Below are 26,438 nucleotides of genomic sequence, written 5' to 3'. Positions count from 1 at the left end.
TGGCTCCGCAGGTAGGACTCGAACCTACGACCGTTCGGTTAACAGCCGAATGCTCTACCACTGAGCTACTGCGGAATAATTGTCATCGACATATTTGTTATCAAAAGAAACAATCACTAGCAGCGTTATAACAACTGCTCTCTTGTCGACTCTTTACATTATAAGGACATATAAATAATAAGTCAAGCACCTTTCAAAACTTTTTTTAAAACACAATCCATCCATCTTTCATTACTTATCCATCTGAATCACTTCTTCTAATTTTAATCTTCCCTTACATTTCCCACAAACATACTTTTTTATATCCATTCTTTTTCTTCTCGTATATTGCTGTTTACAGGAAACACAAGAGTAAATAAGTATTTTCTTCGATTTCCCTCTCTTACTTTCAACTGGTAACGGTGAACAATATCTTGGACCACCTACCATTTTTAGAAGAGATTTAAAATCGGCATCCTTGTGCTGATATCCTTTGTTTAATAAATGAAGATGATAATGACATAATTCATGTTTTATAATCCCTACTAATTCATCCAAACCCATCAGATCATAATATGTTTTATTGATTTCAATATTATGAGTGCTTAACAAATATCTTCCACCAGTGGTTCTTAATCGCGGATTAAAAATTGCCTTGTGCTCAAAACTTCTTTTAAAGTAATCCCACGATATATTCTCCACTAACTTTTGCAATTCCTCATTTGTCATCGTACCGCTCATTCCTCCTCAACAAGACAAACCATTATAGCATACAATAGTTTTATAACTTACTAAAACGTACACAATCATGTAATTATGTTAAATTGATAATTCTATAATCTCACCTTAAACTAGGCAATTTTCTACCTTTTTTAGTTATCGGCATGAAAGGCTAAAGCAAATTTATCTTTTTTTAGCTAGCCAAAATCAAAAAACAAGGAGTGAATATAATGCCTAATTGGTTACAAAACCAAATCAAAAAAGCTTTCTATGAAAAAAATAGCTATCAAGTCAAGCTGTTGAATCAATGCTGGTATTACTATTGCCGCAAAAATACTGCTAATTAACTTTTCATTATAAAATGAACTCACTTTCTCTTTATAAACTAAGAATACCTGCGTTATCTCTTCCATCAACGCAGGCTTCTTTTTATTGCTATTTTTCTTCTTTTGGATTTAGCATCGTTAGTGCAACTCTTCCTTTGTTATGGTCGACGCTGTCTACCCAAACAGTAACAACATCTCCCACACCTACTATATCAAGGGGATGCTTAACAAACTTATTGCTTAGCTTCGAAATATGGACCAAGCCATCTTGCTTTACACCAATATCTATAAACGCCCCAAAATCAACTACATTTCGCACCGTTCCTTGTAGTTCCATGCCCGTTTGCAGATCCTCTAGTTTCAATACATCTTTTCTTAATAATGGTGCAGCTAAATCGTCACGTGGATCTCGGGATGGACGAACTAATGCCTCAATAATATCCTTTAGCGTTAATTCCCCTATATTAAGTTCCTGTGCACTTTCCTTCAGATTAACCTTTGTTAATGCTTCCCTTAAAGCTGTAGTACCGATATCTTTTGTTTTAAATCCTAATGTAGATAAGAGTTTTTTTACTTCATCGTAATGCTCTGGATGTATGCCCGTTCTATCTAAAGGCTCCTCTCCATCCAATACACGTAGGAACCCAATTGCCTGTTCATATGTTTTTGCACCTAAGCGCGGTATCTTCTTTAATTGTTTTCGACTTATGAATTTCCCTTCTTCTTCTCGTTTCTTTACGATATTATTAGCAACCGCTTTGGAAAGACCTGCAACATATTGTAACAAAGAAGGAGATGCTGTATTTACATTAACCCCAACTTGGTTAACTGCTGTTTCTACTACAAAGTGCAATGATTCTGCTAATTTTTTTTGAGATACATCATGTTGATATTGACCAACTCCAACGGATTTTGGATCAATTTTAACCAATTCAGCAAGCGGATCTTGCAGTCTTCTCGCTATCGATACAGCACTTCTTTCTTCTACTTGGAAATCCGGGAACTCTTCTCTAGCAATTTCTGAAGCAGAATATACACTCGCTCCCGCTTCATTCACTATTAAATAATAGATTTCTTTATTTTGGTTTTTTAGCATATCTGCTACAAATTGTTCCGTTTCTCTTGAAGCAGTACCATTACCTACTGCAACCATTTCAATATCATATCGATCTAGGATTTCTTGGAACTTCGCTTTTGCTTCTGCTGCTTTAGATACAGGCGGATGAGGATAGATAACCCCTATTTCTAATACTTTTCCTGTTTCATCTACTACCGCTAACTTACAGCCTGTCCGATATGCTGGATCCACTCCAAGAACCATTTTCCCCTTTAGGGGTGGCTGTAATAATAGATTGCGAAGATTCTCTGAGAAAATGTGTATTGCCTGTTCTTCCGCTTTCTCAGTTAACTCATTTCTTATTTCCCTTTCGATGGATGGCTGAATAAGACGTTTATAGCCATCATCAATAGCTTCTTTTATGATTAATCCTTCAGGGGATTGGGCATTTGTTAACCACTTTTTCTCCAAGTATTCAGTAATTACTTCTATCGGAGCAACGATGGCTACTTTTAAAATATCTTCTTTTTCACCTCTATTTAAAGCTAAAGTTCGATGAGGGACAATTTTATTTACTGGTTCTTCATATTCATAATACATTTCATAAATATTTTTTTCGTCCTTCTCTACCTTTTTAGCGCTAGACTGAATTTTCCCAGTAAGCATTGTCTTATTTCTTATCCATTTTCTGCTCTCTGCATCATCTGATATCTGTTCTGCCAATATATCTTTCGCTCCATTAATTGCATCCTCAATGGATAAGACTTCTTTTTCCTCCGAGATGTATTTATTTGCTTCTTCTTCTAAAGAGTTTTTCTTTTCTTTACTAATTAACCATTCTGCAAAAGGCTCCAGCCCTTTTTCTTTTGCAATGGTTGCTTTTGTTCGACGCTTTTGTTTATACGGACGATATAAATCTTCTACTTCTTGTAGCTTAATTGCCTTTATAATGTTGTTATGCAGCTCTTCTGTGAGCTTCCCCTGTTCCTCAATTAAACGAATAACTTCTTCTTTTCGTTGTGCTAAGTTTTGAATATATGTATACCGATCAATGATATCTTTTATTTGCACCTCATCTAGTGCCCCTGTTTGTTCCTTTCTATATCTAGCAATAAAAGGAACCGTATTTCCATCTTCTATTAATGTAATAACGCTTTTCACTTGTTTAATTGATACACTCTGTTCTTTTGCTATAATCGCTAAATAGTTCTGTCCTTTTTCCTGTTCCAAAGCCTTCTCCATAACACTCACTATCCTTTCTAGATCCGTCGAACATCACGTAAATTATTATTCCATTCTCTTTATACTTGGAAGTAATACCTTTTATTTTGATCTATCTCTATTTTATCAAAAGGTTCTTGGAAAACATATTATCAACATAAAGGAAATTCCATCCCCTCCTTTCTCTTTCTATTTTACTAGCTTATAGGTTTCACTATCGAAGCAAAGGATACGGCTAAATGAATGAACTTTCATTTTGAACAAAAAAAAGCTTACTTTTCAAAGTAAGCTTCCTAGTATAAAAGTAGAATCATCGTTAGAATTATTATATTTCCCAATAATATCATCTGCTATGGACCTAATAGGCAAATATCCTCTTAGCAAATTTTTAATTCCTTGAATATTAAATCCATCGGAAAAAACAAGAAATTTAGCATGATTTTCAAAAGTAAAACGTTGTGTATGATAATGTTGAGGCCTTCCTGATAAATACCCCGTTACTGGGAGTGGATATGTCAGTTTACCTGAAGGAGAATAAAGAAAGAATCGTATGTTGCCTACACAACTGTAAACAATTGTCTTAGAAGCATAGTTTATTTTAAAAACACAAACAGCAGCTCCTCTTTTCTTGACTAGAACATTATTCGATAGTTCCATTAATTCATCTACAGACTTCCCATGGTTTTCTTTAATTATCTCCGTAACTGCAACGGATGCCTCGTTTGCATATTCGCCGCTGCCAAGTCCATCTGCTAATACACAAACAAAGTATTCATCCGTTGATGTATAAAAGAAACTATCTCCACAAAGGGTTTTCCCTTTCTTGCTAGTCTGATAGGAAAGCACATGAACATTATTGTCTTTCAACTCATTCATAAGATAAACTCCGAATTACTGGTCTCCGCCTGAATTGCTTCTTGCAGCTTTTTGATTGCTCTTCTCTGAAGCCTAGAAACATGCATCTGAGAAATCCCCAGCTTCTCTCCAGCTTCCTTCTGACTAAGATTATCCAAGTATGTATATTGAATAATACTCTTCTCTCTCTCTGTTAGTACATGGAGTACTTTTTCCAGCACTAACTTTTGATTTACTTTTTCAAAGCCTTGATCTACATCTCCGACAATATCTAGAAGTGTAACAGTTCCACCTTCCGAATCTGCTTCAATCGAATGATCAACAGACAATGCTTGATAACTTCTTCCCATTTCCATTGCTTCTAGCACTTCTTCTTCAGATACATCTAAATAATCGGCGATTTCATCCACCTTTGGAGAACGCTGTAAATCGGTAGTAAGCTGCTCAACCGTCTTCTTTATTTTAGGACCAAGCTCTTTTATTCTTCTGGGTACATGAACACTCCAAGTTTTATCTCTTAAAAACCGTTTAATTTCTCCAATTATGGTTGGAACCGCAAAGGCTTCAAAACTTTTTCCGAAGCTTTCATCATAGCGATGAATAGCCCCTATTAATCCAATGATTCCAACCTGTGTGATATCCTCATGAAACATTTTACCTTTAGAATACTTTCGTGCCAGCATTTCTACTAAATCGCGATAGTTTATAACAAGCGCTTCTTGCGCCTTCTCATTTTGTGTACTTTGAAAGTCTTTAATTAAAGCATTTACTTCTTCTTTTGATAAATGGCGATTAGGTTGAGATTGTTTCTGCATCCCTCTCCACCTGCTCTCCTTCGAGGTATTTTGTCATGAAAACAGTTACCCCGTTATTATGGTGAATCTTGACTTCATCCATTAATGTTTCGATCAAGTATAGGCCAAGTCCTCCTTCACGAAGAAATTCCACCGACTCATCCTGCTCATACGGACCCAGATCCTTTGTAGTGGAATGAAAGTCAAAGCTTTTCCCATTATCGGCTACAATGACTTCTAATCGATCATTATATAATCGAAATCCAACTAAAACTTCTCCTGCGTCTTTATTTTTATACGCATGTTGCACAGCATTTGTACAGGCTTCACTTGTTGCTATCTTTAAGTCTTCAATTTCATCGTAGCTAAAGCCCATTCTGCTTGCAATCCCAGACAACGTTAAGCGAATTATCCCAACATACTCTGGTTTAGAAGGAATTTTCATTTCGATGTACTCAAAATGACTCATTGTATTCCACCTTCTATCTTGCTATTTATGTCTATAATGTCTGCTAATCCGGTTATTTCAAACAATCTGATTAAGCGGCTTGATAGACCTACTAACTTAAATTCACCATTATTCGCTCGAACATTCTTAAATATACCTACAAATACACCTAAACCAGTACTATCCATATAATTTACATCGGATAAATCTATTATCATTTTTATTCCTTTTTTCTCAGAGAAGGAATAAATCCGCTCCCTTAATTTCGGAGCAGTATACGCATCAATTTCACCAGAAACCTTAACTTCTACATCCAATTCTTTTTCCTTTACATCTATTATGATATTCATCCCGACCCACCTTCACATTATTACGATATTGTCTTATACCCTATTGGAGGTACCATTAAACTTCTCTTTTAAAAATAATTAAAGTAAAATCATCACGTAATTGAAAATCTTGAATTTTTTCTAATTCCTTAAAGACATTTTCTACAATATTCTGTGCATCTAAATGCATATGTTTCCTTATGTATCCAAGAAGCGTTTCTTTTTCAATAAAGCCTTCCTTTGTTCTACACTCGGTTACTCCATCTGACATTAAAACAATCATATCTCCTGGATAAATTTGCTTTTCAAACTGCTGATATTTCGTTCTTTTATCAACACCCAGCAGCAATCCCTTAGTCTTCAGCTCACTAAACTGTTTCGTTTCCGCTTGATAATATAAGCCAGGCTCATGACCAGCTGACGCATAATGAAATACATGTGATAGCACATCATATGCTCCGTAAAACATGGTAATAAACATACTAGGATCTACATTTTGTTCTACAACCCTATTTAAATTTTCTAGAACATTGCTTGGTTTATTCCTATTTTCCGGAAGACTGTCCATCGCATACTTAATCATCGACATGCACATAGCAGCAGGAATACCCTTCCCTATCACATCTGCAATGGCAATGTTAATAATCTGATCATCATCATGAACAAAGTGATAATAATCGCCATACATCATTTTAGCCGGTACACTTATTGCCCCAATATCTAATCCATCGACTTTTGGAATATCTGTGCTTAATAATGTTTGCTGTACATTTGCTGCTATTTCCATTTCGCTTCTTAACTCTTGCTGAACATGACGCAAGCTTTGATGTTCTCTATAAGCAAATCCATAGCCTATCATAACCTCTAGAAGTATATCGAAGGATTTTGTTACATATCCAGGTATATCTGGATATAAATCCATCAGAATAGATTTATGTAAACTAATTATGTCTTCTGGTGATATTTTTTGTTCAATTGATTTCCTACTAAACTTTTGCCCTTGATAAAGAGCTTGTTCAGATTCATCTTTAATATAGTTCACAAGAAGATCTCGATATTTAGATTCCATCATTTCTCGGAAATCCATTATCTCCCCCCCTATCTTAGCCACTTCACCGCCTGGATTTCTGTTCCATCGCCAATAGAGGTTTTAATATCAAACTCATCCATCAAACGTTTCACACCTGGCAATCCGGCTCCTAACCCGCCAGAAGTAGAAAAACCATCTTGCATCACTTGTCTAATATCCTTAATTCCAGGACCACTATCCATCGCAATTAGTTTTAAACCAGCTTTCCCATTATCAAAAAGCTTTTCTATACAAATCTGTCCTTGACCAGCATATAAATATATATTTCTTGCTAATTCACTAATTGCTGTAGTTATACGGGCTTGATCAACGGTACCGAAGCCGAGCTCTTTGGCGAGGTTTCTGCCTAATTGCCGAGCGGCAACGATATCCCATTCATTTATGATTTTTACACAGGATTGGTCTCCCATAGGTCAGTCCTCCAATTCCTGTTGTAATTTCTCCAAACCTTTTTCTAGATCTAAGGCAGTTAAAACATCGTTTAAACTGATACCTAGCTCTACTAAGGTGATGGCAACAGCAGGCTGAATCCCTGTCAGTACCACCTTAGCCCCCATTAGCTTCGACATACCGATAACATCACCTAATACTTTTGCAATAAATGAGTCTATAAAATCAATAGAAGTTAAATCAATAACTACCCCGTTGGCACTGGTTTCATGGATTTTATTTAATAAATCCTCTTGAAACTGAAGGGCTGTTTGGTCATCTAATTCCCATTGAATGGATACTAGTAAGTAGTCATAAAGTTTTAATATTGGTATTCTTACTCTATTCACCCAAAACCAACCAACTTTCTTTTAATATTTTTTACACACTTATCCATCCCGCGTTAGGGATCCTCTATTTAGATGGAAGAAAATCTAAAATAAATGCAAGAAGCTTCACTTGGTAAACCTAAAGATTATAAAAAAACCCATCCATAATCACCAATTTGATTGCTCCATATTTTCCTGAGTTACTTCCTTCATTTTATCATATTAACAGAGACTTTTTATTTTCAAAAATGGGTATATTGAAAAACAAGTGGTACTTTTGGGCATATTCTCCACTTGAAAATTTATTCATCCTTCTACTAAAGATAGGTGATGACTTTTCTATATTCCCATTTTCCTTATCCTTCAAACCTATTATAGAAATTTTTTTGTTATTTAGTAAAAATAATGCTTCACTATTTCCTGTCAAACTAGAAAGAACCTCCTTACTAAATAAGGAGGTTCTTTCTAGTTTGACATACGAGCTTTTTTACATACAAAAAGGTTGCAGTTAGGGTTATTAAAAAAAGCGCTTCAATGAGCGCATTATACTTAAAATTCAATGAGACCTAAACTAATTTGTAGAGCTTCATCGACTTTTTCCATCATTTCCTCATCAAGATGAGTAATTTTGTCCGTTAGCCTCTGTTTATCTATCGTACGAATTTGTTCTAAAAGAATTACCGAATCTCTTTCAAAACCATATCGCTTCGCATCAATTTCCACATGAGTCGGCAATTTAGCCTTTTGAATCTGAGCTGTAATTGCTGCAATAATGACTGTGGGACTGAACCGATTCCCGATGTCGTTTTGAATGACAAGTACAGGACGGACGCCGCCTTGCTCTGAACCAACAACTGGGGATAGGTCTGCAAAATAAACGTCACCACGTTTGACAATCAAAGGATTACCCTCCGCTTACAAGACGTTCTACTGTATGCTCTGCCTCGTATTCTGCGAGAAAGCTTTCTGATGCAATGGATAAATTTAATTTAGCCATTTCCATATATCCTCGTCTCATCGATTCGCGGATATGTCTCTTTTTCCGTTCGCGAAGATACATTTTCGTTGCTTGATAAATAAATTCACTACGATTAACATTTTCCTGCTTAACGAAGCCGTCCAATTCAGTTAACAAATGCTTTGGTAATTTTATCATGATCTCTGTCGTTGTGCTAGATTCAGACACAAACATACACCTCCACCATCACTACACACCATTTTTAGCTCTGCTTTTTTTAATCATACCACTAATAAGTGTTTCTGCAAAGTCCATTCAGCAATTCTACTGTATTATCCGCCAAAAATTATCCCTTTTATGCATGAAAGAATAGAAAAAACGAAAATTATTCACAAAAATAATAGCTGTTCTTCCATATTTTTCATATAAATAGATCTTCAAATGGTATCTGTGACCATAATTAATGTATTCAGTCATTTCCTTATCCATTACTTTTATTTGATCTTGAGTTTAAAATATTCATTTGGCAGCAAGATTCCGAAACCACCATTGCTTTGTCTTCCTCTAGATTAAGAAATTTACTGTTTCTGTGACATTTCCATTTTGTTTAAAAATCCGCGGGACTCTTGTAGAAATCATACATGTGACTTCATAATTAATCGTCTCTAGTTTAGCAGCAATTTCATTCACAGAGATTTCAGCATCCCTTTGCTTCCCAATTAGCGTTATTTCTGTTCCTGGCTCTAAATAAAACGGCAGCCTTATCATACATTGATCCATGCAAATTCTCCCTACAATCGGCGCTCTTATTCCTTCAGCGAGAACCTCTTGACCTTGCAGTTTACGTAACCATCCGTCTGCATAACCGATTGGTAAAGTCCCTATCCATTCCTCTTCTTTTGCCTCATAAGTCGCTCCATAGCTTACTTTATCGCCCTTGTTTAATTTTTTCACTTGGACTAATTTTGTCCGCAAGGAAAAGGCTTCTTGTAATGGATAAGGTAAATCTTGTTCAATTTCAAGAGAAGGTGTTAATCCATACATCGAAATACCGAAACGCACAGCATTATATTGTAAATCAGGATGCAAAAGACTCGCAGCACTATTACTACAATGTATAATTGCAGGCAGTTTTGTAAAAGAAGAGAGCAATTCCTTAAAGCGTTGAATTTGGCTCTCAAAGTAAGAAGAGTTATTTTCATCCGCTGTCGCAAAATGAGTAAAAATGCCCTCGACTACAATATTTGGGTGTTTTACCAGCAATTCTTCTACGGATTGAATTTCCAACTCGTTTCTAAACCCAATTCTCCCCATACCTGTATCTAACTTTAAATGAATCGTTAATGAAGCATCCTTATTTAAAAATTGGACAGCTTCTTCTAACCATTCTTTATAATAAACAGTTAAAGTTATTTTATATTTTATCGCTGTCATGACATCTCTCGGTCTACTTGCACCAAGTACAAGAATCGGTGCTGTTATTCCTTGCTTTCTTAAACTGATTGCTTCGTCTAAAAATGCTACAGCCAAGTAATTCGCACCAGACCGTAAAGCAGTTCTGGCAATTTGCAGAGCTCCATGCCCATATCCATTTGCCTTTACTACTGCTATTAACTTATTTTCTGGATGTAATTTTTTTCTTAATTCACCAACATTATATGCAATAGCATCAAGATCAATTTCCACCCATGTATCTCGAAAAAAGGTATCTTCTTGATTCAAAATCCACACACGTCCTTTTTAATTAACAAACTTGTTCCTTAAATTATTCTACTGATTGATCCGCTTGTCAATTCTATCCTTATAAGTTTAGCAGAAGAAGTAATTATTCCACATAAAAAAACAGCCCCCTGTAGAAGGCTGCCTGAGTAGTACTTATTTTATTGCCTCTCCTTGTACGGAGCGCGCAACAGTAACTAATTCATCACGAGTTAAGTCACTTGATGCAATCGTATAATCGACGCCTTCAAACGTCCATGATACTTTAGAATCTGTAACTTCTCCAATGGTAAATCCTAAATCCACTGGATCGCCCTTACTAACAATTGGTCCTGCTGTAGCTGGTGCTACTACTGCTTTTTCTTGAATAATCGTATAAGATTTTTCTCCATCATATGTGAGGATTACACGATTCCCGTTTTCAGAAGCCATTTTTTTCTCTTCTACCAAGCTAACTCCTTCTAATGGTTCTTCAGGATATTTCACAGTAAAGTCTTTGTCTTCAATTTCTCCCATAACCGGGATTACCATCTTAGCCGCAGTCATGCTCTTTTGTAAATCAAAGTCCTTTTTATCAAAGGAAACATCAAACTTCACATTAGAAAACTTCACCGTAACCAATGCTACTCCCTCTACATCCTTTACTTTTACACTGACAGGAGAAAGATCCTTCTTACTGAAGGCAATCTCTTGAGTTGGAAGCATTTTATTATTCTGATAGCGTGTTTTTGTTTCAAAAACATAATGCTTATCTGTAGCAGAAAATTTCACCTCTTTATCTTCTTCAATATCCTTCACTAAAGACTCATAGAGATAAGCTTGACTACTATTTTCCGGCCACTCACTTTGAAACTTAAAGGATTTGTTTAAAGCTGGCGTTAATACATAGACGCCTTCTTCATTTTTCAAAATCATCTGGCTCTGATTTTTTGCTGAATTCTTTAAATTCACTCGATAAAAACTTGGGTCCTTATGCCACACTTCCACTTCATAAGTCTGTGGTTCTGTTCCCATCTTGAGAGTCATTTCGGCGTCTGCTTTATACCCCTTTGTCTCGACCTTTTCTTTTAAATCAGTCAGAACATCTTCTTTCGATTTTGTTCCGCAGGCAGTTAACAAAAGCATGACCGTTAGCCCTACAAATAGCAACCAAATCTTCTTGTTCATTTTTTCAACTCCCCTATTCTCATTTCACGTCGAAAGAGAGAAAAATAAGCAAACAGCATTTCTAATAGAAACTCCTCTTCCTTCTCTCTTGGAATTGCCTATTAGAAACCGCGAAACCATACTTGTCTCTCCTATTTCTCTATGAATATATGAGACAACCTTCGGGAATATGCTACTTGAAATCATAAGTCTTTTTGTTGATATTTCTTCTGTTTATTTCTCCTTGCCTAAACCAAAAACAGACCCGCTTCAAAAAGCCTGCCATTCCCCCTCCCAAACAAAAGAATAAGAAAAACGATGAAAACCCTCTCGCTCTCCTTATTCCTCAATAATAACTTGGGCAAAGGCATAGTGTTTGCTATGAGTTATAGATAAATGGACTCCTTTTGAAAATGGCTTTACAATACACGGCTTCCCTTTTTCCTCATATCCTATCTCAATATCCAAAAAGCTTAAGTTCGCTCCAATCCCTGTGCCTAGCGCTTTTGAAAATGCTTCTTTTGCTGCAAATCGTCCTGCTAAAAACTCACATTTACGATGCCCAGATAGCTGCTGAAATTTTTCCATTTCCGTATCTGTCAGAATGCGCTTCACAAACTTCGGCTTACTTTGGAGTAAAGATTCGATTCTGTCTATTTCTGTTATATCAATTCCCGTGCCTTTAATCATAAGACAACTCCTTCTATTCTATTCATAGTGAGCATAATATATTGTATCTTTCCCTATTCTTTGGCTATTATGGTAGAAAGAAGCTTTATTTAGGAGGTATTAAATACTGTTGTTTACCAGAAGAGAAAGCTTTAGAGAGTATATTACGTATTATCCTGTCGTTTCCATGATCTTACTTATTCATCTAATTCTCTATTTATTAACCAATCTTCCTATTTTTCCAAATAAATATTTATTAGAAACTATGATGGGTGTTAACCTTTATATAGTAGAAGGAGAATGGTGGCGATTAATCACTCCTATTTTCATCCATGGAGGTTTTGCCCATCTTCTATTTAACAGTTTCAGCATTTTCTTATTCGGACCCGGACTCGAAAGAATACTTGGCAAATTTAAGTTTCTCCTTATCTACTTAGTCACTGGTATCGCAGCAAATATTATCACTCTTCTTATCGAACCACTTACTTATGTCCACTTAGGTTCTAGTGGAGCAATATTTGGTCTATTCGGCTATTATATTAGTCTAGTTGTATTTCGAAAAGACATTATTTCTCAAGGGAACGCCCAAATTATTACGACCATTGCTGTTCTTAGCTTAATCATGACCTTTTTACAGCCAAATATAAATATTGTTGCCCATATTTTTGGATTTCTAACAGGGGTCATCGTCGGAAGTTTATCGGAATCAAAGGGAAAGAAGATACTTACCAGTTATAAAGAAGAATGGTATTATTTACGACAACAGCTCCGCCGCACAAAAAAGCCCGAAGCAAAATCTATTATCATTTGGATTATCATCTTCGGTCTTGCCATTATAGGATTTGTTAGTCAATAATAACCATTATATATATTGCTTTGTCCCAGTCTCTTTCAAAACAAGATGAGACATAAATAATTTGACCAAATATAACTCCGAACAAGTATACATATATCTTATAAATTCGTATACTTGTTTTGGAGTTTTTATTTCAATTTAAGAAAGAATGTGTGTAGTCATCACCCGCAGACTGAATACACTCCGCTTTCCATGGGGGCGAGCCGCTTCGTCTCATATGATCCTGCAGGGTCTCGGACTTTCTCGCAGCTCCCATAGGAGTGTACGTGTATTCAGTTTGCTCCGTTTTATTTTCTTTTGAAAAAAATGATAGACCGAATTGATTTGACTACTAAATTAGAGCTTGTTGGGCTATTTAGCTTTATCCGACACTCACTTAACTTAGCGAATACCATTCATATACCTTTTCTACATCTTCTTTGGTCAGGTCTGTAACTACCCCAGTGGCTCCTCCAGCACCAGAAAGAACAACACCCTGTACAGAAGCAAGCTCCCCTTTTCGCTGCCACCATCCCTCTGTGTAATAAAGGGCTTGAATTCGATTTCGTCTCATCAGGAAAGTCGTTTTATTAAATTGGCGGAAGGATAATGTTAACTGCTTACCTGAAATACGATATCCAGCTGAACGATAATTCCAGTAGCCCCATAATGGTAAAACTAGTAATAACAACAACGATAACGCTCCCCATTCATGAAAAAAGTAAATCATAGCGATAATAACAGGTAATGCTATCCAACTATTTTTAATAATATATCTCCAAATTGATCGTTTTGGCGGCGAATGCAGCTCCTCATTCCATTCATACTCAGGTACCATTTCTTTTAATAAAAGTGGTAATTCCTTTTTCTTTAATAACGGAACGGCAACTACATCAGAAGCTTCTATATCATCAAAAGATCCACCAGCGCTAATAACAGATACACTAACTAATTGAAACGGCTGTCTAAGCATCGCTTCTGTTATTTTAATTGCTTGAATCCGTTTCAGCGGAATAGTAATCTGCTTTTTTTCAATTAGGCCACGTGTAATAATCAAATCATCTTTCGTCTTCGATAATGTAAAATTCGCATATTTTAATATAGTAATGAACCAAGATAAAACCCATAACAATACAAATAAAACAAAAACAACGATAGAAACTAACGCTACACCGCTTGTAATGACTTGTTGAACATGTTTGTAGATTTCCTTATACGGAATTAAATCATCAAATTGTGAAATAAAAGCAAATATTGCCGAGATAATCACACCTACGCCGCCCGAAGTTGACGCCAAAACGACTAATTTTTTAGATGAAATCCGGTAGATTTCTTGTTGAGCAGGTTCTACCTCTTCTATTATTTCGTCCGTTTCAATCTGCTCATTCTTTTTTTGAATAATATATCTTTTTAATTCTTGAGCAACCTTTTTAGAAATAGCGGTAAGTTCGCCTTCAGCTTCAGCACCACCTGCTGTTTCAATTTTTACTTTTACTAAACTAAATGGACGATGAAAAATTCCCTCTGTAAAATCGATACTTTGAATTCGTTCAAAGGGTATGTAGCGTTTCTTTTTTATAAATACACCATACTCGATTCGTAATTCATTTCCCATTACATAAAAGGTGAAAAAGTTCCATGACAAAAATCCGCTAATGAGAATAATCAAAAGTAAGAATGACGCTCCTAGAATTGTATATAATCCCCACTCGGTAGGCTTACCTCCAAGTACAATAATTCCAATAAACGGAAAAATAAACTCTCTTAACCGCTTCAAAATAACGTAAATGATGGAAACAGGATGAAGTCTGTTTTGATTAAACATCTTCTTCTGCCACCTTTGCTTTGCTAGAAATATACTGTCTAATCTCTTCTGCTTCATCCACTTGAAGTACAGGGATTTCGTGTACGGTTGCTGCTGTAGAAATCGACACTGTGGCAAGCTCGTACTTTCTTAATAGAGGTCCTTGCTTCATATCTACATGCTGCACTCTAATCATTGGAATGAGCGTTCGCTTTATTACAATAACCCCTTGCTGTATTTCAATTTCATCTCCTCTTACTTCATATCTCCATCTTTTCCACTTTAAAGGCGGCAGGATGCCAATTGTAAAAGCCATATGAAAAAGAAGATAAATTATCGTTCCTATACTTATAAGTATGTGCCAATCAAAAAGAATAGCAAACGTAATTACCCCAGCACCAATAACCATCATAATGAGCGAAGATATAACTCCTGTTAAGCGCCAAACAGTGATCCCCTTTTTCGATAACCTATTTTGAGGTATTGTTATCAATTACACTCCTCCTATTTTCTGAATTTTGTCTGTATCTCTTAACTATATACGAAAATACGATAAGGTGGTTTCATATTTTTCTGTCTCTCTATCACTATCCCCGAAATAAAAAACCTCCACGACATTCATGGAGGTTTTTAACACAAAGCTTAACGGTAAGACTTTGATTTATTGTAGCTATTGCCTGATTGACCTTGACGTTTATTGCTGCCATAGCCTTGGCGTTGACGTGGATTATAGTTTTTGCGTCCACCACGGTCATTATTTTTATCATATGGTCTGCGGTCACGTTTCATTGGCAATGGCTTTTCTTCTGTTAATTTAACAGGAGTTGTATCTGGTTCTTTTGTAAGCATCTTTAGAACTGCAGCTACAACAGTAGAAGCATCTTTTTGTTCCAATAAGTCATCCGCAGCATTTCGATAAGAATCTAAATTATTTTCCTCTATAATTTGTGATATTTTTTCCATAACAGCTTTTTGCTGACCTTCTATTGCTTGGTCGACTGTTGGAGGAATCATCTTTTCCATTTTTCGCTTCGTTGTTTTTTCCACAACCTGCAGATAAGATCTTTCACGATACGTAATAAACGTAATAGCTACCCCTTCTTTTCCTGCACGGCCAGTACGTCCGATACGATGTACATAGCTTTCTGGATCTTGAGGAATATCAAAGTTATAAACATGTGTTACACCGGAAATATCAAGTCCACGTGCAGCTACATCTGTTGCCACTAGTACATCAATCGTTCCCTCTTTAAACTTACGAAGAACAGACATACGTTTCGCTTGGCTTAAATCTCCATGAATGCCTTCTGCTGTATAACCACGTAGATTTAATGCTTCAGACAGCTCATCAACCCGACGTTTCGTGCGACCGAATATAATAGCTAGCTCTGGAGATTGAATATCCAGCAATCTTGTTAAAATATCAAATTTCGTTTTCTCTTGTGTTTCGATATAATATTGTTCAATCAACGGCACAGTCATTTCTTTTGCTTTCACTTTAACTACTTCTGGATCTTTCATAAAGCGCTCTGCCATTTTTCTAATCGGTCCAGGCATTGTAGCAGAGAATAGTAATGTTTGTCTTTCTGTTGGAATTTTTGAAAGGATTGCTTCAATATCATCAATGAATCCCATGTTTAGCATTTCATCAGCTTCGTCTAAAATAACTGTTTGAACATTATCTAATCGAAGTGTTTTACGATTAATATGATCTAATATACGTCCAGGTGTCCCAACAATAATATGCGGGTTTTTCTTCAATGCACGAATTTGGCGATTTATATCCTGTCCGCCGAAAATAGATAATACTCTTGTACGCTTTCCATAACCAATTTTGTATAATTCTTCTGAAACCTGAATAGCTAGCTCTCTTGTCGGAGCAATAATAATCCCTTGAATTACTTCATTCGCTACGTCAATTTTATCAACTAAAGGCACTCCAAAAGCAGCTGTTTTCCCTGTTCCTGTTTGTGCTTGACCAATTAAGTCTTTATTTTGAAGGCTCAATGGAATCGTTTCTGCCTGAATAGGCGTCGCTTCCTCAAACCCCATTCTTTTTAATGCTTTCATTGTAGCAGGACTAATACCTAAATCTTGAAACTTTACCAATATATCCAATCTCCTTCTAGTCATTAAAAAATATCCATAAACAGATGGAATAAATCCATCATGCCAACCATTTGTATGTACCTCATTTTTCTAAATGAAACATATTAAAATGGCATATCGTATTCATCACATTATGCCTTCCCCATACAATTAAAAAGATAATGATGCTCGTTATATATAAATGATGAAAGTTATTGTTGGTTTCAATAGCCTTACAACCTTTATCAGGAGAATGATGAGGGTATATGCAAAATATTTAAGTCTTATTAGTTATGAGATACTATTTAACTTAGTTATAAATAGGAGGAAATTTCAAATGACTTCTATTTATTTTTATAATAGCTCTGTTACCACTTAATGATTAGTCTGTTTCTCCAAAATGAGAATCTTCAAAATTCACGCTCGAAAAAACATGATTTTTTCACGGAGCTTAAAACCAAATCAGCTAATCTAGAAAAGTTAGCCAAATACAAAGAACAATGGTTATTCCCTTCCTAAACAAAAGAATTCATTTTCTCGGAATTCTTCTTCCATTCATTTCTCTCTATTTGACTAATTTATCGTTTACAAAGAGGTTTTTTTCTCTAACATTATGCCCAAAATGTTAAGTTTGTCACCCTACTTTTTAAAATAATATTATCATTAAGATATACGCTTTGCAATAAATTGGGCAGCTGAAAATCTAGGTTTTATACGTGTTTTTACCATTTTTACAATGTAAACGCTTTATGCGGAATAAAGAGCCCCTTACGTTCTTTTATAGCCGTTTTGACACAAAGTGATCTTTTAAGTAAAGACCAAAATTGGCCAAACCTCCCTTCCTTTACTCTTTCCAATCAACCTCAAATCTATACGATTAAATAGGGTTACTTTTAACTTATGAGGGCGCCTTGAGGAATGTTATTATTTCTTGAAATAATGCTTCTCTTTTCTCACAATGACAAATTAAGTGCTTGGATTCCTGCACGTATAAGATCTTCTTATTTTCTGCACGAATTGTATTATACAAATAGGTTGCACTCTTCAATGGGACAATTCCATCCTTCTCCCCTTGGGCAATCAATGTAGGCACTTGAATGTTAGCTAACAATGGTTTTACATATTGCACAAGCTTCCTAAACTGAATGGCAGCGGCTAAAGGAGTACTTTTAATTTTGTTCATATAGCGGATAAATTGCTCATTCTCTCTAATTTTCCCTCGAAAAAAATCAGCACAAATTATTCTTATATCCTTTTGAAGCTGGATTAAGTTTACATAATAGGCTGCTGCACTTAAGAGAATTAATTTCTTAATCGGATACTTTGCTGCTAAATAGCTTGCTATTAATCCACCCATGGAAAAACCAACAACATATACTGTGTCGTGTCTTTTTAATAAATCCTTTAACGCTTCTTCCGCATATTGGATCCACTCATTATATATAATCCCTTTTAATCTTAATTGATCGCCATGCCCAGGAAGTGTTGGAACCATACACTCCCAATTGGTATAGTTCTGGATATATTCAGCTAGTGGTTCTACCTCCATTGGAGAACCTGTAAATCCATGTATACATAAACACGCTGTCATTTACTCCCCCTCCTTTTAGAGATATTTTACACTATAAGAGTAATTCATTTTTTATATACATTTCTTAACTATCCACTCTAAAAAAAGCCGAACCTACAAGGAAAACGTTTTTCGTTTTTCAAATAGGCTGGCCTCCTTCTATTATTGTATTGCCTTAACGATTTCCTCTAACTTCATTCCTCTAGAAGCTTTGACTAAAATTACTGTTTCTTTATTTAGAAAAGGCAGTAAAGTTTCTATTAATGGCTCTTTTTCTTGGAAAGAAAAAACATGATCTTCAGGAAGAACTGTTTTTGCACCTTCTGCAATGAAATTACCCAGCTTTCCATATGTTAAAACGTAATCGACTCCTTCTAAATGCTCTCCCATCTCATAATGAAAAGCTTCTTCTTGGTCTCCTAACTCTAGCATATCTCCAAGAACTGCAATTTTTTGCTTATAACCTGGCAGCTTCTTTAACACATCAATAGCTGCAAGCATAGAAGTAGGACTGGCATTGTATGCATCATTAATAACTTTCACACCTAACTGCCCTTCGACTAACTCCATGCGCATATTTGTCAGTTTTAGCGATTGAAGACCTTTATTCATCTCTTCATAAGGAATTTCAAAATACTCTGCCACTAGCATTGCTGCCAACGCATTTAAAATATTATGATTTCCTAAAACAGGCAATTCAAATGGTTCTGCCGCTTTATTAATTTGAAAAACACTGCCATTTTCAAGTGCCTTTATTTCATATGGGTATAAATCATTGGCAGGATCCATTCCAAAGGTTTTCATATCCAGGTTCCTGTCTTTAACACGCGTTGAAAGAAGAGGTTCATCTCCAAAGTAAACAAATCGTCCTTTCTCCTTCAATCCATTTAAGATTTCTAACTTCGCCTCTGCAATCCCTTCTCTTGATCCGAGATCTTGCATATGAGACTCCCCGATATTCGTAATTACAGCAATATCTGGTTCTGCTAACCGGCTCAAAAAGTCGATTTCTCCACGACTGCTCATGCCCATTTCGAGCACAGCAATATCTGTATCTTCCTCTAAACCAAGTACAGTTAAAGGAAGACCAAGATGATTATTATAATTGCCTTCTGTTTTTTGCACTTTATATTTTAAAGAAAGAAGACTTGTTGTCATATCCTTCGTAGATGTTTTTCCGTTACTTCCTGTTATTCCCACAATTTTAACCTTCAATTGCTGTAAATAGCTTTTAGCAAGCGTTTGAATCGCTGTTAACGAATCGTCCACAAAGATAAGAGGGAGATTCTCAGGCGGATTCGGGACATCCTTTTGCCAAAATGCCGCAGCAGCGCCTTGTTTTATTGCATCTGCGACATATTCATGCCCATCCGTCCTTTCTCCTTTAAAAGGGATGAATAATTGTCCTGCTTCTATTTTTCTCGAATCAATCGTTACCCCGCTAATAAGCACCTCATTATATTGCTCAAAAAAACGAGTACTGCTTGACATTGAAGCAATTTCTGCATATGTACGCTTAATCAAAATAAAACCTCCTTTAAAAATGAGCGGAGACTACTGCCCTTCTCTACTAAAAAACTTTCATTGGATGGAACAAAAGAAGAGGCATTTTTCTCACCTCTCCTTTTATGTTCTTCTTTTTAAATCGTATATTTAATACTTTGCTTTTCAGTGTGTCTTTCCACAGCTAGATCCACTAATTTATTGATCAGTGCATCATATTCTAAACCTGTGTGTTTCCATAATAACGGGAACATACTGAATGGTGTAAATCCAGGCATTGTATTCACTTCGTTAATATAAACTTTTCCTTCTTTTGTCAGAAAGAAATCTGCACGGACTAGGCCAGAACAATCAAGTGCTTTAAATGCTTTAATAGCATCTTCTTTAATCGCTGCATACTCCATATCTGTCACGTCTGCAGGAATAATTAAAGCTGTATCTCCATCTTCATATTTTGCTTTATAATCATAGAAATCTTTTTTCGGAACAATCTCACCAGCTACAGAAACTTCAGGATGGTCGTTTCCTAGTACCCCTACTTCAATTTCTCTTGCTGTTAAGCCTTCTTCTACAATAATCTTGCGGTCAAATTGGAATGCTTCAATAAAGGCTGTTTCTAGCTCTTCTCTTGTTGTACATTTACTTATCCCTACACTTGAACCAAGATTAGCAGGCTTAACAAAACAAGGGAAACCTAATTCTTTTTCTACACGTTCATAGGCTGCATCCTTATCACTTTGCCAGTCACTGCGGATAAAAGAATTGTATTTCACTTGATTTAATCCAGCTACTTCAAAGATGTTTTTCATAATTACTTTATCCATTCCAGCTGAAGAGGCTAGCACACCATTCCCAACATAAGGAAGGTTAAGAAGTTCTAACAATCCTTGTACTGTTCCATCTTCTCCATTTGGTCCATGAAGCAGTGGAAAAATAACATCTAAGGAAGCTTCGTCATTCGCTTGAAAGAGTGTAGTAGAAAGGGCATTCGAGCCGATTTGCTCCTGTGTGTTAAACGCAAGCTCTTTTACATTTTCAACTGGTCCCATTAATTGAGGACCACGAACCCATTCACCGCTCTCTGATATGTAAATTGGGTGAATATCATATTTATCTGTATCTAGTGCTTTAATTACAGCCATTGCTGTTTGCATGCTAACTTTATGTTCAGCTGATTTACCGCCATATAATAATCCCAGTTTCTTTTTCATTATGAGTATACCTCCATTTAATCAATGCACTTGTTTATTCTACCACTAGAATCATACCTTTAAAAATAAAACATGTGAGTCAAATAATAATTTAATCGAAAACACATATTCCTGTAATAGTGCCTATTAATCCTTTTCCATTTTAACTCTTAATACAATATGAAAAAAGGGAAAAATGGAAGCTTATTTATTTAAATATCTCCTAAAGAAAGAAAAAACCACTTTGTGCTTTTCTCTTATCTCGAAGTAACTTGCACTTCTTGAAAAAAGCCCTTCGTTAGTCTTTTTATTTCTGCCTCGACTTCCTTTTCATATTCAACAATAAAGCATGTAGCTGGACCAGCGGATTTTAAAAGATCTACAGAACACTGCACTTCTTCCTCTTGAATCAAATCGCCCTTTAGCTGCCCCAATTCATAAAGAATTCCCTTTGATCCAACAGGCTGAATTCGACATCTATCTACTTTTGCCACTCGGAAAAATACTGCTAAAGGCACTACATTTTCTTCTTGTCGAATCATTTCTTCTCCAACAAGAGGACTGCCTATTACAGCCATTTTTCCATTGATAATAGTGGCATTCTGTGAATCTGCAGTTCTTTTTCCAAGGACTGTGAGTCCTATTGCTGATTCACGGAGAGAAAAATTGCTTTCTGTGCTTCCTGTTATTCCAATTTCCCTCTCTAGTCCAAGCTCCTCTATTCCTTTATATATACCTGCCAAAAGAGAAGCCCAAGCATCGTCTCCACAAAAATTCTGCAGGATTACCGAGAACGGTACTCCCCCCGCTGCCATACATTCCATAACCGCTACACGAAAGGAAAAATAGGAAACAATATCATAAGGGACGGAAAGTTGATCGGCTTCTTTCTGCCCAATTCCTCCACTATTATCCGCACTAATAATCAGCTCTTCTTTCTGATTCCACGGTACGACTTGTACATCTCTCACTGCTTGACCACTCTCCACTCTTTAAGAAAAACTGTAAGCCTTGGCATTAACAACTGGGCAATAATGCCGTTCAATACAGCTCCTATCAGCAGTACTGGAACCATCGAAATGTAAAAGCCCTTTCCCATTAGATATAAAAAAGGAAGTGGAAGTATTACACCATTTCCTAACACAAAGAACAATATGGAGATTATGCTATTTCCAGTTTGATAGATTTTTGAAAAAGTAAAAACAAGCAGAAACATTTCTACTGCGATAAAGAGATGAAGCATGCCTAGTGGCAGCCCGCCTAAATATGCAGAAACAAGGTGACCGAGGGCTGCAACTATTCCTCCAGCTAGCCCGCCTAAAAGTGCTCCAGCAATAAGACTTGGAGAACTATCAAGGGCAACACTTCCAATAAAACTTGGTATTTTTATAAAAGCCCCAATAACTGAAATAGCAATAAAAATAGCAAGGACATTAATTTTCTTCGCGTTCATTTCGCTCTCCCTTTTTACTTGTTCGAAATACTTTTGCGCTTCGAATATACTCGATATCTGCCACATTGCTTCGGAAATTTATTACCCTCGCCAGTGCAAAAAAGTAATCAGAAAGTCTATTTAAATATTTTAAGGGCATTTCTGGAATGTCTTCCATTGTCTTCATTAATGTCACGACTAAGCGTTCCGCTCTTCTTGTCACCGTTCGTGCAATATGAACAGTAGCTGCCGCTTCTGTCCCTCCAGGCAGGATAAAGCGCTCCAAATCTGGTGTCTCCTCCATAAAATTATCAATTCTGTCCTCTAAATAAGTGATAGCAGATGCTGTTAACTTTAGTTGTCTTCTCGTCGAAATACTAGCTAAATCCCCGCCACAATCAAATAATTCATGCTGGATTTTCTCTAAATCTTCCTTAATATCAGCAAATTGTTCCCCTGTTAATTGCGCAACAATCAGCCCGACAAAAGAATTCAACTCATCGACCGTTCCATAGGCTTCTACTCGAATATCATCCTTTGATACTCTCCCTCCTATAATACTCGTTTCCCCGCTATCACCTGTTTTTGTATAGATACGCATTTTCTCCCCCTCTTTCTGTTTTGTCCTTATTTTTATGCCTATAGGCATTTTGCTGCTTCCTATCATTCGATCGATCACTACTTTAATCGCTCATTTAACCCATACCAAATAACATCTACTCTGTCTGCAGCGGCAGCAATTCGCTGAAAGATCAGCCCTGTGGCATCACGCCACAAGCGATCTCTTCTATCAATCGGAACAACGCCTTTTGTAATATCACTGCCAATTATAAACACGCAGCGATTATTCTCTTCTCTTTCCCATTGAAGCAAAGCTTCCACTAGTTTTTCTATATAATCGACTGTTTGCTCCAATGTTTCTTCCTGCAGACGATTTTTGATCATCCACTCTAGTCCTTCTATCCTATAGAAAGAACCCTTCTCATTATTTGCCATGTTTATTTCCTTTTCATCAAATAGACGGAGAACCTTTCCTTCTGTAAATCCCTGCTCTCTTGCAAATGTTACTGTCCAGCTTTTTTTCCCGTGAAAGCTACCTCCTGTAATAAAGTGCATCTTTCCTTCCTCCTAAAACTTTCTTTGTGGGACCAAATTAACTCGATACCTTCACCAGGAGAAATCGTATAATCCCAAAAATCCCTTTCTGTTACACCATATTTACTAAGCAAGTATCGAATGACACCGCCATGTGTAACTACCGCCATTCTATTATTTCGAGTACTCTGTTTAATTAAGTGATTCCAGCCCCTATCCACTCGCTCTATCAGCTCTGCAAAAGATTCTCCATTTGTTGGAGCATTAGTAAATGGAGCATTTAACCATTTGCAATATTCAGGTAACTCTTTTAATTGTTCGTATGTTTTTCCTTCCCAATCCCCAAAATTTATTTCACGAAAAGCAGAAACACTGTGCAGAATCTGTTCAGGAAACCAATATGCTGCTGTCTCTTTCGTCCGCAATAAATCACTTGTACTTATCCAGTCATATTTAGACACTGGCCTTCCTTTTTCATAAAGCATATTTCTTCCCTTTCCACTTAAAGGCGCATCCGTCCAGCCAATATATGCCTTTCGTTCATTTGCAGCCGTTAGCCCATGACGAAGTAATGCAATAACCATAGTGTCGCCCATAGTGCCATTTCCGTCCCTTCTACACTTGCACCTAATAAGTCACCTGTTAATCCACCAAAAGCCTGTTTCATAAATCGGCTGAATAATAAGTAGTAGCCGATGCTCACGAAAAGAAACAAAAAGAATAATGGCAGCCATTTGGGAAACAATAACAAGAAAACTAGCAAAACAGCTGCAATATATCCACTATAAAAAAACATGCGCTGCCCTTGGACAGACTTTTTAAAGTATGCGCCGAGTCCGTCCCTTTTTGCCTCTTGAACAAATAGTAAGCTCCAGCCCATTACCGCTTTAGAAAAGAATGGCAAGAGCATCACAAAAAAATAGGTGAATTCTTGCATATGTGTCACGATTTCATAGATAAAAAAAAACTTCATACTCAATAAAAGAATGACAGACAAAACACCAAAGGCACCGACATGAGGATCTTTCATAATTTCTAATCTTTTTTTTGCATCTTGATAAGAAAAATAAGCATCACTTGCATCCATCCAGCCATCTAAATGAAGTCCGCCTGTTAATAAAATCGTACTGATCCAAACAATAAAAGCAACGGCGAGAGCTGTAAATGGAGTATATTCATTTAGCAAAAAGAAAATCCCCATATAAATAAAGCCTTGGAAAAGGCCTAGCAAAGGGAATGTTTTTATACTTTTCTGCAGAAACTCCCCTTCCATCGGCAGCACCTTTCTCACTGGTATTGCCGTAAAGAACTGTATATTTACTAAAAAACCAATACACCATTTTTTCATTGGTCATCACCAGCTTGAAGGATTTCCCATATTTTCTCCCAATCAAGATGTCTCTTCATCTCATCAGCAAGCGCATCAAAGCGTTTATCCTTTTGCTCTCGCATAAACAGTGTTTTTCTTTCTGCCATGCCCTTTTGCAGTCGTATCTGATTTAACCATGTATTACGAAACACATCGTTGTAGAAAAGATGATGCATATAGGTTCCTATCAATTTTCCGTCTTCTCGATAATAACCCTCATCCCTATTATTAAGTAATAGAAACGGACATCTTTCGGCAGAATTCTCATACTCTGTTTTACCTAAATGAATCTCATACCCCTCTATTTTTTCTGAGGATAGCTTTGTGAAGGGATGATAACTACCTTCCACGCGAATTGTTTCTTTTTTCTGTTCAAATACCGTCTTTGCAGGTATAAGCCCCAGCCCTTCTATTTCTTCGCCTGCGATTCCAGTATCAGCTCCATACGGATCCAATAAGACAGAACACAGCATTTGATAGCCTCCACATAAACCTATTACTCTGCCGCCTTCTTTATAATAGCGCTTAAGCTGGACATCTAATCCATTGCTTTTCATTTCTCTTAAACCCTCTATCGTACTTTTTGTACCTGGAATAATGACTGCATCTGGCTTTCCTAAATCTTCGCCTTTATCAATCAGACGGATAGTAACATCTTCCTCTAGGAAAAATGGTTCTATATCCGTAAAATTAGACATATAACGATTGTTTACTACTGCTAAATCAAGCACTTCTTGTGAAGTTGCTATTCTTTTCTCCCGTATAGACAAGGAGTCCTCTCCTTCAATCATATGGTTATGAATAAAAGGAAGAACTCCGAGAACAGGGATGCCGGTCTTCTCCTTCAGCCATTGCACACCATCTTCAAAAAGCGTGACATCACCGCGAAATTTATTAATAATAATCCCCTTTACCCTGCTTCGTTCCTCTTCTGAAAATAAGGAGAGGGTACCAACAATACTCGCAAACACACCGCCGCGATCAATATCAGCAACGAGAATAACCGGGATGTCAGCCATTGCTGCCACCTTCATATTTACAAGCTCTCTATCTTTTAAATTTATTTCTACTGGACTTCCCGCCCCTTCCATGATTACCATCTCATAATTCCTTTGCAGGTAATGAAGACTTTTTTGAATAACACGAATGCCTTCTTCATAAAACTGTTCACGATACCCTCTTCCTGAAAGAGTATTACTTGCTTCTCCAAGCAGGACAACTTCTGATTGGAAGTCAGATCTTGGTTTTAGGAGAATTGGATTCATCCAAACTGTTGCCTCTATCTTTGCTGCTTCCGCCTGCACTCCTTGTGCTCTTCCAATTTCTTTTCCATCTACTGTGACATAAGAGTTGTTCGACATATTTTGTGATTTAAATGGCGCTACCTTTATTCCCTCATTTGCTAGCATTCTGCATAAAGCAGTCGCAATCAGACTTTTCCCCACATCAGATGAAGTCCCTTGTATCATCACACCCTTCATTC

At 36.6% G+C, this 26,438-nt stretch carries 30 protein-coding genes and 1 tRNA gene; 2 read left to right on the top strand and 29 right to left on the bottom strand.

The window, feature by feature from the left end; all coding sequences use genetic code 11:
* Nucleotides 1–75 (bottom strand) — tRNA-Asn (locus tag NSQ92_RS24570).
* A gap of 156 nt (nucleotides 76–231) precedes the next feature.
* Nucleotides 232–708: a SprT family protein gene (locus NSQ92_RS24565; RefSeq protein WP_047944169.1), complete on the bottom strand. Its 477-nt coding sequence runs from the start codon at nucleotides 706–708 to the stop codon at nucleotides 232–234.
* A gap of 221 nt (nucleotides 709–929) precedes the next feature.
* On the opposite strand from NSQ92_RS24565, the gene cmpA reads away from it, so the two are divergent.
* The gene (gene cmpA / locus NSQ92_RS24560; RefSeq protein WP_095258007.1) at nucleotides 930–1,046 is read left to right on the top strand and encodes a cortex morphogenetic protein CmpA; all 117 of its coding nucleotides are present in this window, start codon (nucleotides 930–932) and stop codon (nucleotides 1,044–1,046) included.
* A gap of 88 nt (nucleotides 1,047–1,134) precedes the next feature.
* On the opposite strand, the gene NSQ92_RS24555 is transcribed toward cmpA, so the two are convergent.
* The 14 genes from NSQ92_RS24555 to acpS all read right to left on the bottom strand — a co-directional run bounded on the left by NSQ92_RS24555 (nucleotide 1,135) and on the right by acpS (nucleotide 12,090).
* Nucleotides 1,135–3,324 (bottom strand): Tex family protein, encoded by a 2,190-nt coding sequence (locus NSQ92_RS24555; protein ID WP_047944170.1) that lies wholly within the window; start codon nucleotides 3,322–3,324, stop codon nucleotides 1,135–1,137.
* A 258-nt stretch (nucleotides 3,325–3,582) separates the two neighbouring features.
* The gene (locus tag NSQ92_RS24550) at nucleotides 3,583–4,179 is read right to left on the bottom strand and encodes a PP2C family serine/threonine-protein phosphatase (protein WP_047944171.1); all 597 of its coding nucleotides are present in this window, start codon (nucleotides 4,177–4,179) and stop codon (nucleotides 3,583–3,585) included.
* Nucleotides 4,176–4,973 carry an RNA polymerase sigma factor SigB gene (gene sigB / locus NSQ92_RS24545; protein WP_047944172.1) on the bottom strand — a complete coding sequence of 266 codons (798 nt, stop codon included), beginning with the start codon at nucleotides 4,971–4,973 and terminating at the stop codon, nucleotides 4,176–4,178. The genes NSQ92_RS24550 and sigB overlap by 4 nt, the downstream gene beginning before the upstream one ends.
* The gene (gene rsbW / locus NSQ92_RS24540; protein WP_047944173.1) at nucleotides 4,951–5,421 is read right to left on the bottom strand and encodes an anti-sigma B factor RsbW; all 471 of its coding nucleotides are present in this window, start codon (nucleotides 5,419–5,421) and stop codon (nucleotides 4,951–4,953) included. Before rsbW ends, sigB begins: the two co-directional genes overlap by 23 nt.
* A complete protein-coding gene (locus tag NSQ92_RS24535) occupies nucleotides 5,418–5,750 on the bottom strand; it encodes an anti-sigma factor antagonist (protein ID WP_047944175.1) in 333 nt (110 codons plus the stop codon). Before NSQ92_RS24535 ends, rsbW begins: the two co-directional genes overlap by 4 nt.
* A gap of 55 nt (nucleotides 5,751–5,805) precedes the next feature.
* Nucleotides 5,806–6,816, bottom strand: a complete 1,011-nt coding sequence (locus tag NSQ92_RS24530; RefSeq protein WP_341153289.1) for a PP2C family protein-serine/threonine phosphatase — start codon at nucleotides 6,814–6,816, stop codon at nucleotides 5,806–5,808.
* An 11-nt stretch (nucleotides 6,817–6,827) separates the two neighbouring features.
* On the bottom strand, nucleotides 6,828–7,229 hold the full coding sequence (locus tag NSQ92_RS24525; protein ID WP_047944177.1) for an anti-sigma regulatory factor: 402 nt from the start codon (nucleotides 7,227–7,229) through the stop codon (nucleotides 6,828–6,830).
* 3 nt (nucleotides 7,230–7,232) lie between these two features.
* Nucleotides 7,233–7,598, bottom strand: a complete 366-nt coding sequence (locus tag NSQ92_RS24520; RefSeq protein WP_047944178.1) for an STAS domain-containing protein — start codon at nucleotides 7,596–7,598, stop codon at nucleotides 7,233–7,235.
* A 196-nt stretch (nucleotides 7,599–7,794) separates the two neighbouring features.
* Complete coding sequence (locus NSQ92_RS24515; RefSeq protein WP_095258005.1) at nucleotides 7,795–8,004, bottom strand: hypothetical protein; 210 nt, start codon at nucleotides 8,002–8,004, stop codon at nucleotides 7,795–7,797.
* 122 nt (nucleotides 8,005–8,126) lie between these two features.
* Nucleotides 8,127–8,477: a type II toxin-antitoxin system endoribonuclease NdoA gene (ndoA, locus tag NSQ92_RS24510; protein ID WP_016201246.1), complete on the bottom strand. Its 351-nt coding sequence runs from the start codon at nucleotides 8,475–8,477 to the stop codon at nucleotides 8,127–8,129.
* A gap of 4 nt (nucleotides 8,478–8,481) precedes the next feature.
* The gene (locus tag NSQ92_RS24505) at nucleotides 8,482–8,763 is read right to left on the bottom strand and encodes a CopG family ribbon-helix-helix protein (protein ID WP_047944180.1); all 282 of its coding nucleotides are present in this window, start codon (nucleotides 8,761–8,763) and stop codon (nucleotides 8,482–8,484) included.
* Nucleotides 8,764–9,099: 336 nt separating this feature from the next.
* Nucleotides 9,100–10,257, bottom strand: a complete 1,158-nt coding sequence (gene alr, locus NSQ92_RS24500) for an alanine racemase (RefSeq protein WP_341153288.1) — start codon at nucleotides 10,255–10,257, stop codon at nucleotides 9,100–9,102.
* 153 nt (nucleotides 10,258–10,410) lie between these two features.
* Nucleotides 10,411–11,421, bottom strand: a complete 1,011-nt coding sequence (locus tag NSQ92_RS24495) for a LolA family protein (RefSeq protein WP_047944182.1) — start codon at nucleotides 11,419–11,421, stop codon at nucleotides 10,411–10,413.
* A 318-nt stretch (nucleotides 11,422–11,739) separates the two neighbouring features.
* The gene (gene acpS / locus NSQ92_RS24490) at nucleotides 11,740–12,090 is read right to left on the bottom strand and encodes a holo-ACP synthase (protein ID WP_047944183.1); all 351 of its coding nucleotides are present in this window, start codon (nucleotides 12,088–12,090) and stop codon (nucleotides 11,740–11,742) included.
* Between the two features lie 109 nt (nucleotides 12,091–12,199).
* Between acpS and NSQ92_RS24485 the strand changes: the two genes are divergently transcribed.
* A complete protein-coding gene (locus NSQ92_RS24485; protein WP_341153287.1) occupies nucleotides 12,200–12,925 on the top strand; it encodes a rhomboid family intramembrane serine protease in 726 nt (241 codons plus the stop codon).
* 376 nt (nucleotides 12,926–13,301) lie between these two features.
* On the opposite strand, the gene NSQ92_RS24480 is transcribed toward NSQ92_RS24485, so the two are convergent.
* From NSQ92_RS24480 to NSQ92_RS24420, 13 genes are all read right to left on the bottom strand, one after another.
* Nucleotides 13,302–14,729: a PH domain-containing protein gene (locus NSQ92_RS24480; RefSeq protein WP_341133240.1), complete on the bottom strand. Its 1,428-nt coding sequence runs from the start codon at nucleotides 14,727–14,729 to the stop codon at nucleotides 13,302–13,304.
* A complete protein-coding gene (locus NSQ92_RS24475) occupies nucleotides 14,722–15,201 on the bottom strand; it encodes a PH domain-containing protein (protein ID WP_047944186.1) in 480 nt (159 codons plus the stop codon). Before NSQ92_RS24475 ends, NSQ92_RS24480 begins: the two co-directional genes overlap by 8 nt.
* Before the next feature lie 149 nt (nucleotides 15,202–15,350).
* A complete protein-coding gene (locus NSQ92_RS24470) occupies nucleotides 15,351–16,817 on the bottom strand; it encodes a DEAD/DEAH box helicase (RefSeq protein ID WP_047944187.1) in 1,467 nt (488 codons plus the stop codon).
* 877 nt (nucleotides 16,818–17,694) lie between these two features.
* Nucleotides 17,695–18,387, bottom strand: coding sequence for an alpha/beta hydrolase (locus NSQ92_RS24465; protein ID WP_047944188.1), 693 nt, complete (start codon nucleotides 18,385–18,387; stop codon nucleotides 17,695–17,697).
* Between the two features lie 141 nt (nucleotides 18,388–18,528).
* The gene (locus tag NSQ92_RS24460; RefSeq protein WP_410796096.1) at nucleotides 18,529–19,890 is read right to left on the bottom strand and encodes a UDP-N-acetylmuramoyl-tripeptide--D-alanyl-D-alanine ligase; all 1,362 of its coding nucleotides are present in this window, start codon (nucleotides 19,888–19,890) and stop codon (nucleotides 18,529–18,531) included.
* A gap of 116 nt (nucleotides 19,891–20,006) precedes the next feature.
* Entirely contained in the window at nucleotides 20,007–21,080 is a 1,074-nt protein-coding gene (locus NSQ92_RS24455; RefSeq protein WP_047944189.1) for a D-alanine--D-alanine ligase, read from the bottom strand.
* A 236-nt stretch (nucleotides 21,081–21,316) separates the two neighbouring features.
* Nucleotides 21,317–22,030 (bottom strand): ATP-binding protein, encoded by a 714-nt coding sequence (locus NSQ92_RS24450; RefSeq protein ID WP_341153286.1) that lies wholly within the window; start codon nucleotides 22,028–22,030, stop codon nucleotides 21,317–21,319.
* Nucleotides 22,027–22,512: an ECF transporter S component gene (locus NSQ92_RS24445; RefSeq protein ID WP_047944191.1), complete on the bottom strand. Its 486-nt coding sequence runs from the start codon at nucleotides 22,510–22,512 to the stop codon at nucleotides 22,027–22,029. The genes NSQ92_RS24450 and NSQ92_RS24445 overlap by 4 nt, the downstream gene beginning before the upstream one ends.
* Nucleotides 22,493–23,092 carry a cob(I)yrinic acid a,c-diamide adenosyltransferase gene (locus NSQ92_RS24440; protein WP_047944231.1) on the bottom strand — a complete coding sequence of 200 codons (600 nt, stop codon included), beginning with the start codon at nucleotides 23,090–23,092 and terminating at the stop codon, nucleotides 22,493–22,495. Before NSQ92_RS24440 ends, NSQ92_RS24445 begins: the two co-directional genes overlap by 20 nt.
* 77 nt (nucleotides 23,093–23,169) lie before the next feature.
* The gene (locus NSQ92_RS24435) at nucleotides 23,170–23,607 is read right to left on the bottom strand and encodes a bifunctional adenosylcobinamide kinase/adenosylcobinamide-phosphate guanylyltransferase (protein ID WP_047944192.1); all 438 of its coding nucleotides are present in this window, start codon (nucleotides 23,605–23,607) and stop codon (nucleotides 23,170–23,172) included.
* Nucleotides 23,556–24,182: a histidine phosphatase family protein gene (locus NSQ92_RS24430; protein ID WP_095258000.1), complete on the bottom strand. Its 627-nt coding sequence runs from the start codon at nucleotides 24,180–24,182 to the stop codon at nucleotides 23,556–23,558. The genes NSQ92_RS24435 and NSQ92_RS24430 overlap by 52 nt, the downstream gene beginning before the upstream one ends.
* Nucleotides 24,140–24,934 carry an adenosylcobinamide-GDP ribazoletransferase gene (cobS, locus tag NSQ92_RS24425; protein ID WP_341153285.1) on the bottom strand — a complete coding sequence of 265 codons (795 nt, stop codon included), beginning with the start codon at nucleotides 24,932–24,934 and terminating at the stop codon, nucleotides 24,140–24,142. The genes NSQ92_RS24430 and cobS overlap by 43 nt, the downstream gene beginning before the upstream one ends.
* Entirely contained in the window at nucleotides 24,931–26,436 is a 1,506-nt protein-coding gene (locus tag NSQ92_RS24420) for a cobyric acid synthase (RefSeq protein ID WP_163185669.1), read from the bottom strand. The genes cobS and NSQ92_RS24420 overlap by 4 nt, the downstream gene beginning before the upstream one ends.
* Nucleotides 26,437–26,438 lie beyond the last annotated feature (2 nt).

The sequence above is a fragment of the Niallia sp. FSL M8-0099 genome, assembly GCF_038006945.1.
GTDB classification, from domain to species: Bacteria; Bacillota; Bacilli; order Bacillales; family Cytobacillaceae; genus Niallia; species Niallia circulans.
The sequence above is the reverse complement of the archived record's forward strand: the minus strand, read 5'-3'. Positions and strand labels throughout refer to the sequence as shown.

Bases quoted from the DNA above. Each gene is read 5' to 3' on its own strand.
- NSQ92_RS24565 (WP_047944169.1), bottom strand. From the start codon at position 708: ATGACAAATGAGGAATTGCAAAAGTTAGTGGAGAATATATCGTGGGAT.
- NSQ92_RS24420 (WP_163185669.1), bottom strand. From the start codon at position 26,436: ATGAAGGGTGTGATGATACAAGGGACTTCATCTGATGTGGGGAAAAGT.
- NSQ92_RS24445 (WP_047944191.1), bottom strand. From the start codon at position 22,512: ATGAACGCGAAGAAAATTAATGTCCTTGCTATTTTTATTGCTATTTCA.
- NSQ92_RS24550 (WP_047944171.1), bottom strand. From the start codon at position 4,179: ATGAATGAGTTGAAAGACAATAATGTTCATGTGCTTTCCTATCAGACT.
- cobS (WP_341153285.1), bottom strand. From the start codon at position 24,934: ATGAAAAAATGGTGTATTGGTTTTTTAGTAAATATACAGTTCTTTACG.
- NSQ92_RS24435 (WP_047944192.1), bottom strand. From the start codon at position 23,607: ATGCACTTTATTACAGGAGGTAGCTTTCACGGGAAAAAAAGCTGGACA.
- cmpA (WP_095258007.1), top strand. From the start codon at position 930: ATGCCTAATTGGTTACAAAACCAAATCAAAAAAGCTTTCTATGAAAAA.
- sigB (WP_047944172.1), bottom strand. From the start codon at position 4,973: ATGCAGAAACAATCTCAACCTAATCGCCATTTATCAAAAGAAGAAGTA.
- NSQ92_RS24530 (WP_341153289.1), bottom strand. From the start codon at position 6,816: ATGGATTTCCGAGAAATGATGGAATCTAAATATCGAGATCTTCTTGTG.
- NSQ92_RS24555 (WP_047944170.1), bottom strand. From the start codon at position 3,324: ATGGAGAAGGCTTTGGAACAGGAAAAAGGACAGAACTATTTAGCGATT.
- NSQ92_RS24465 (WP_047944188.1), bottom strand. From the start codon at position 18,387: ATGACAGCGTGTTTATGTATACATGGATTTACAGGTTCTCCAATGGAG.
- NSQ92_RS24535 (WP_047944175.1), bottom strand. From the start codon at position 5,750: ATGAATATCATAATAGATGTAAAGGAAAAAGAATTGGATGTAGAAGTT.
- NSQ92_RS24455 (WP_047944189.1), bottom strand. From the start codon at position 21,080: ATGAAAAAGAAACTGGGATTATTATATGGCGGTAAATCAGCTGAACAT.
- NSQ92_RS24440 (WP_047944231.1), bottom strand. From the start codon at position 23,092: ATGCGTATCTATACAAAAACAGGTGATAGCGGGGAAACGAGTATTATA.
- acpS (WP_047944183.1), bottom strand. From the start codon at position 12,090: ATGATTAAAGGCACGGGAATTGATATAACAGAAATAGACAGAATCGAA.
- rsbW (WP_047944173.1), bottom strand. From the start codon at position 5,421: ATGAGTCATTTTGAGTACATCGAAATGAAAATTCCTTCTAAACCAGAG.
- NSQ92_RS24430 (WP_095258000.1), bottom strand. From the start codon at position 24,182: ATGGGCGACACTATGGTTATTGCATTACTTCGTCATGGGCTAACGGCT.
- NSQ92_RS24495 (WP_047944182.1), bottom strand. From the start codon at position 11,421: ATGAACAAGAAGATTTGGTTGCTATTTGTAGGGCTAACGGTCATGCTT.
- NSQ92_RS24480 (WP_341133240.1), bottom strand. From the start codon at position 14,729: ATGTTTAATCAAAACAGACTTCATCCTGTTTCCATCATTTACGTTATT.
- NSQ92_RS24525 (WP_047944177.1), bottom strand. From the start codon at position 7,229: ATGGGAGACCAATCCTGTGTAAAAATCATAAATGAATGGGATATCGTT.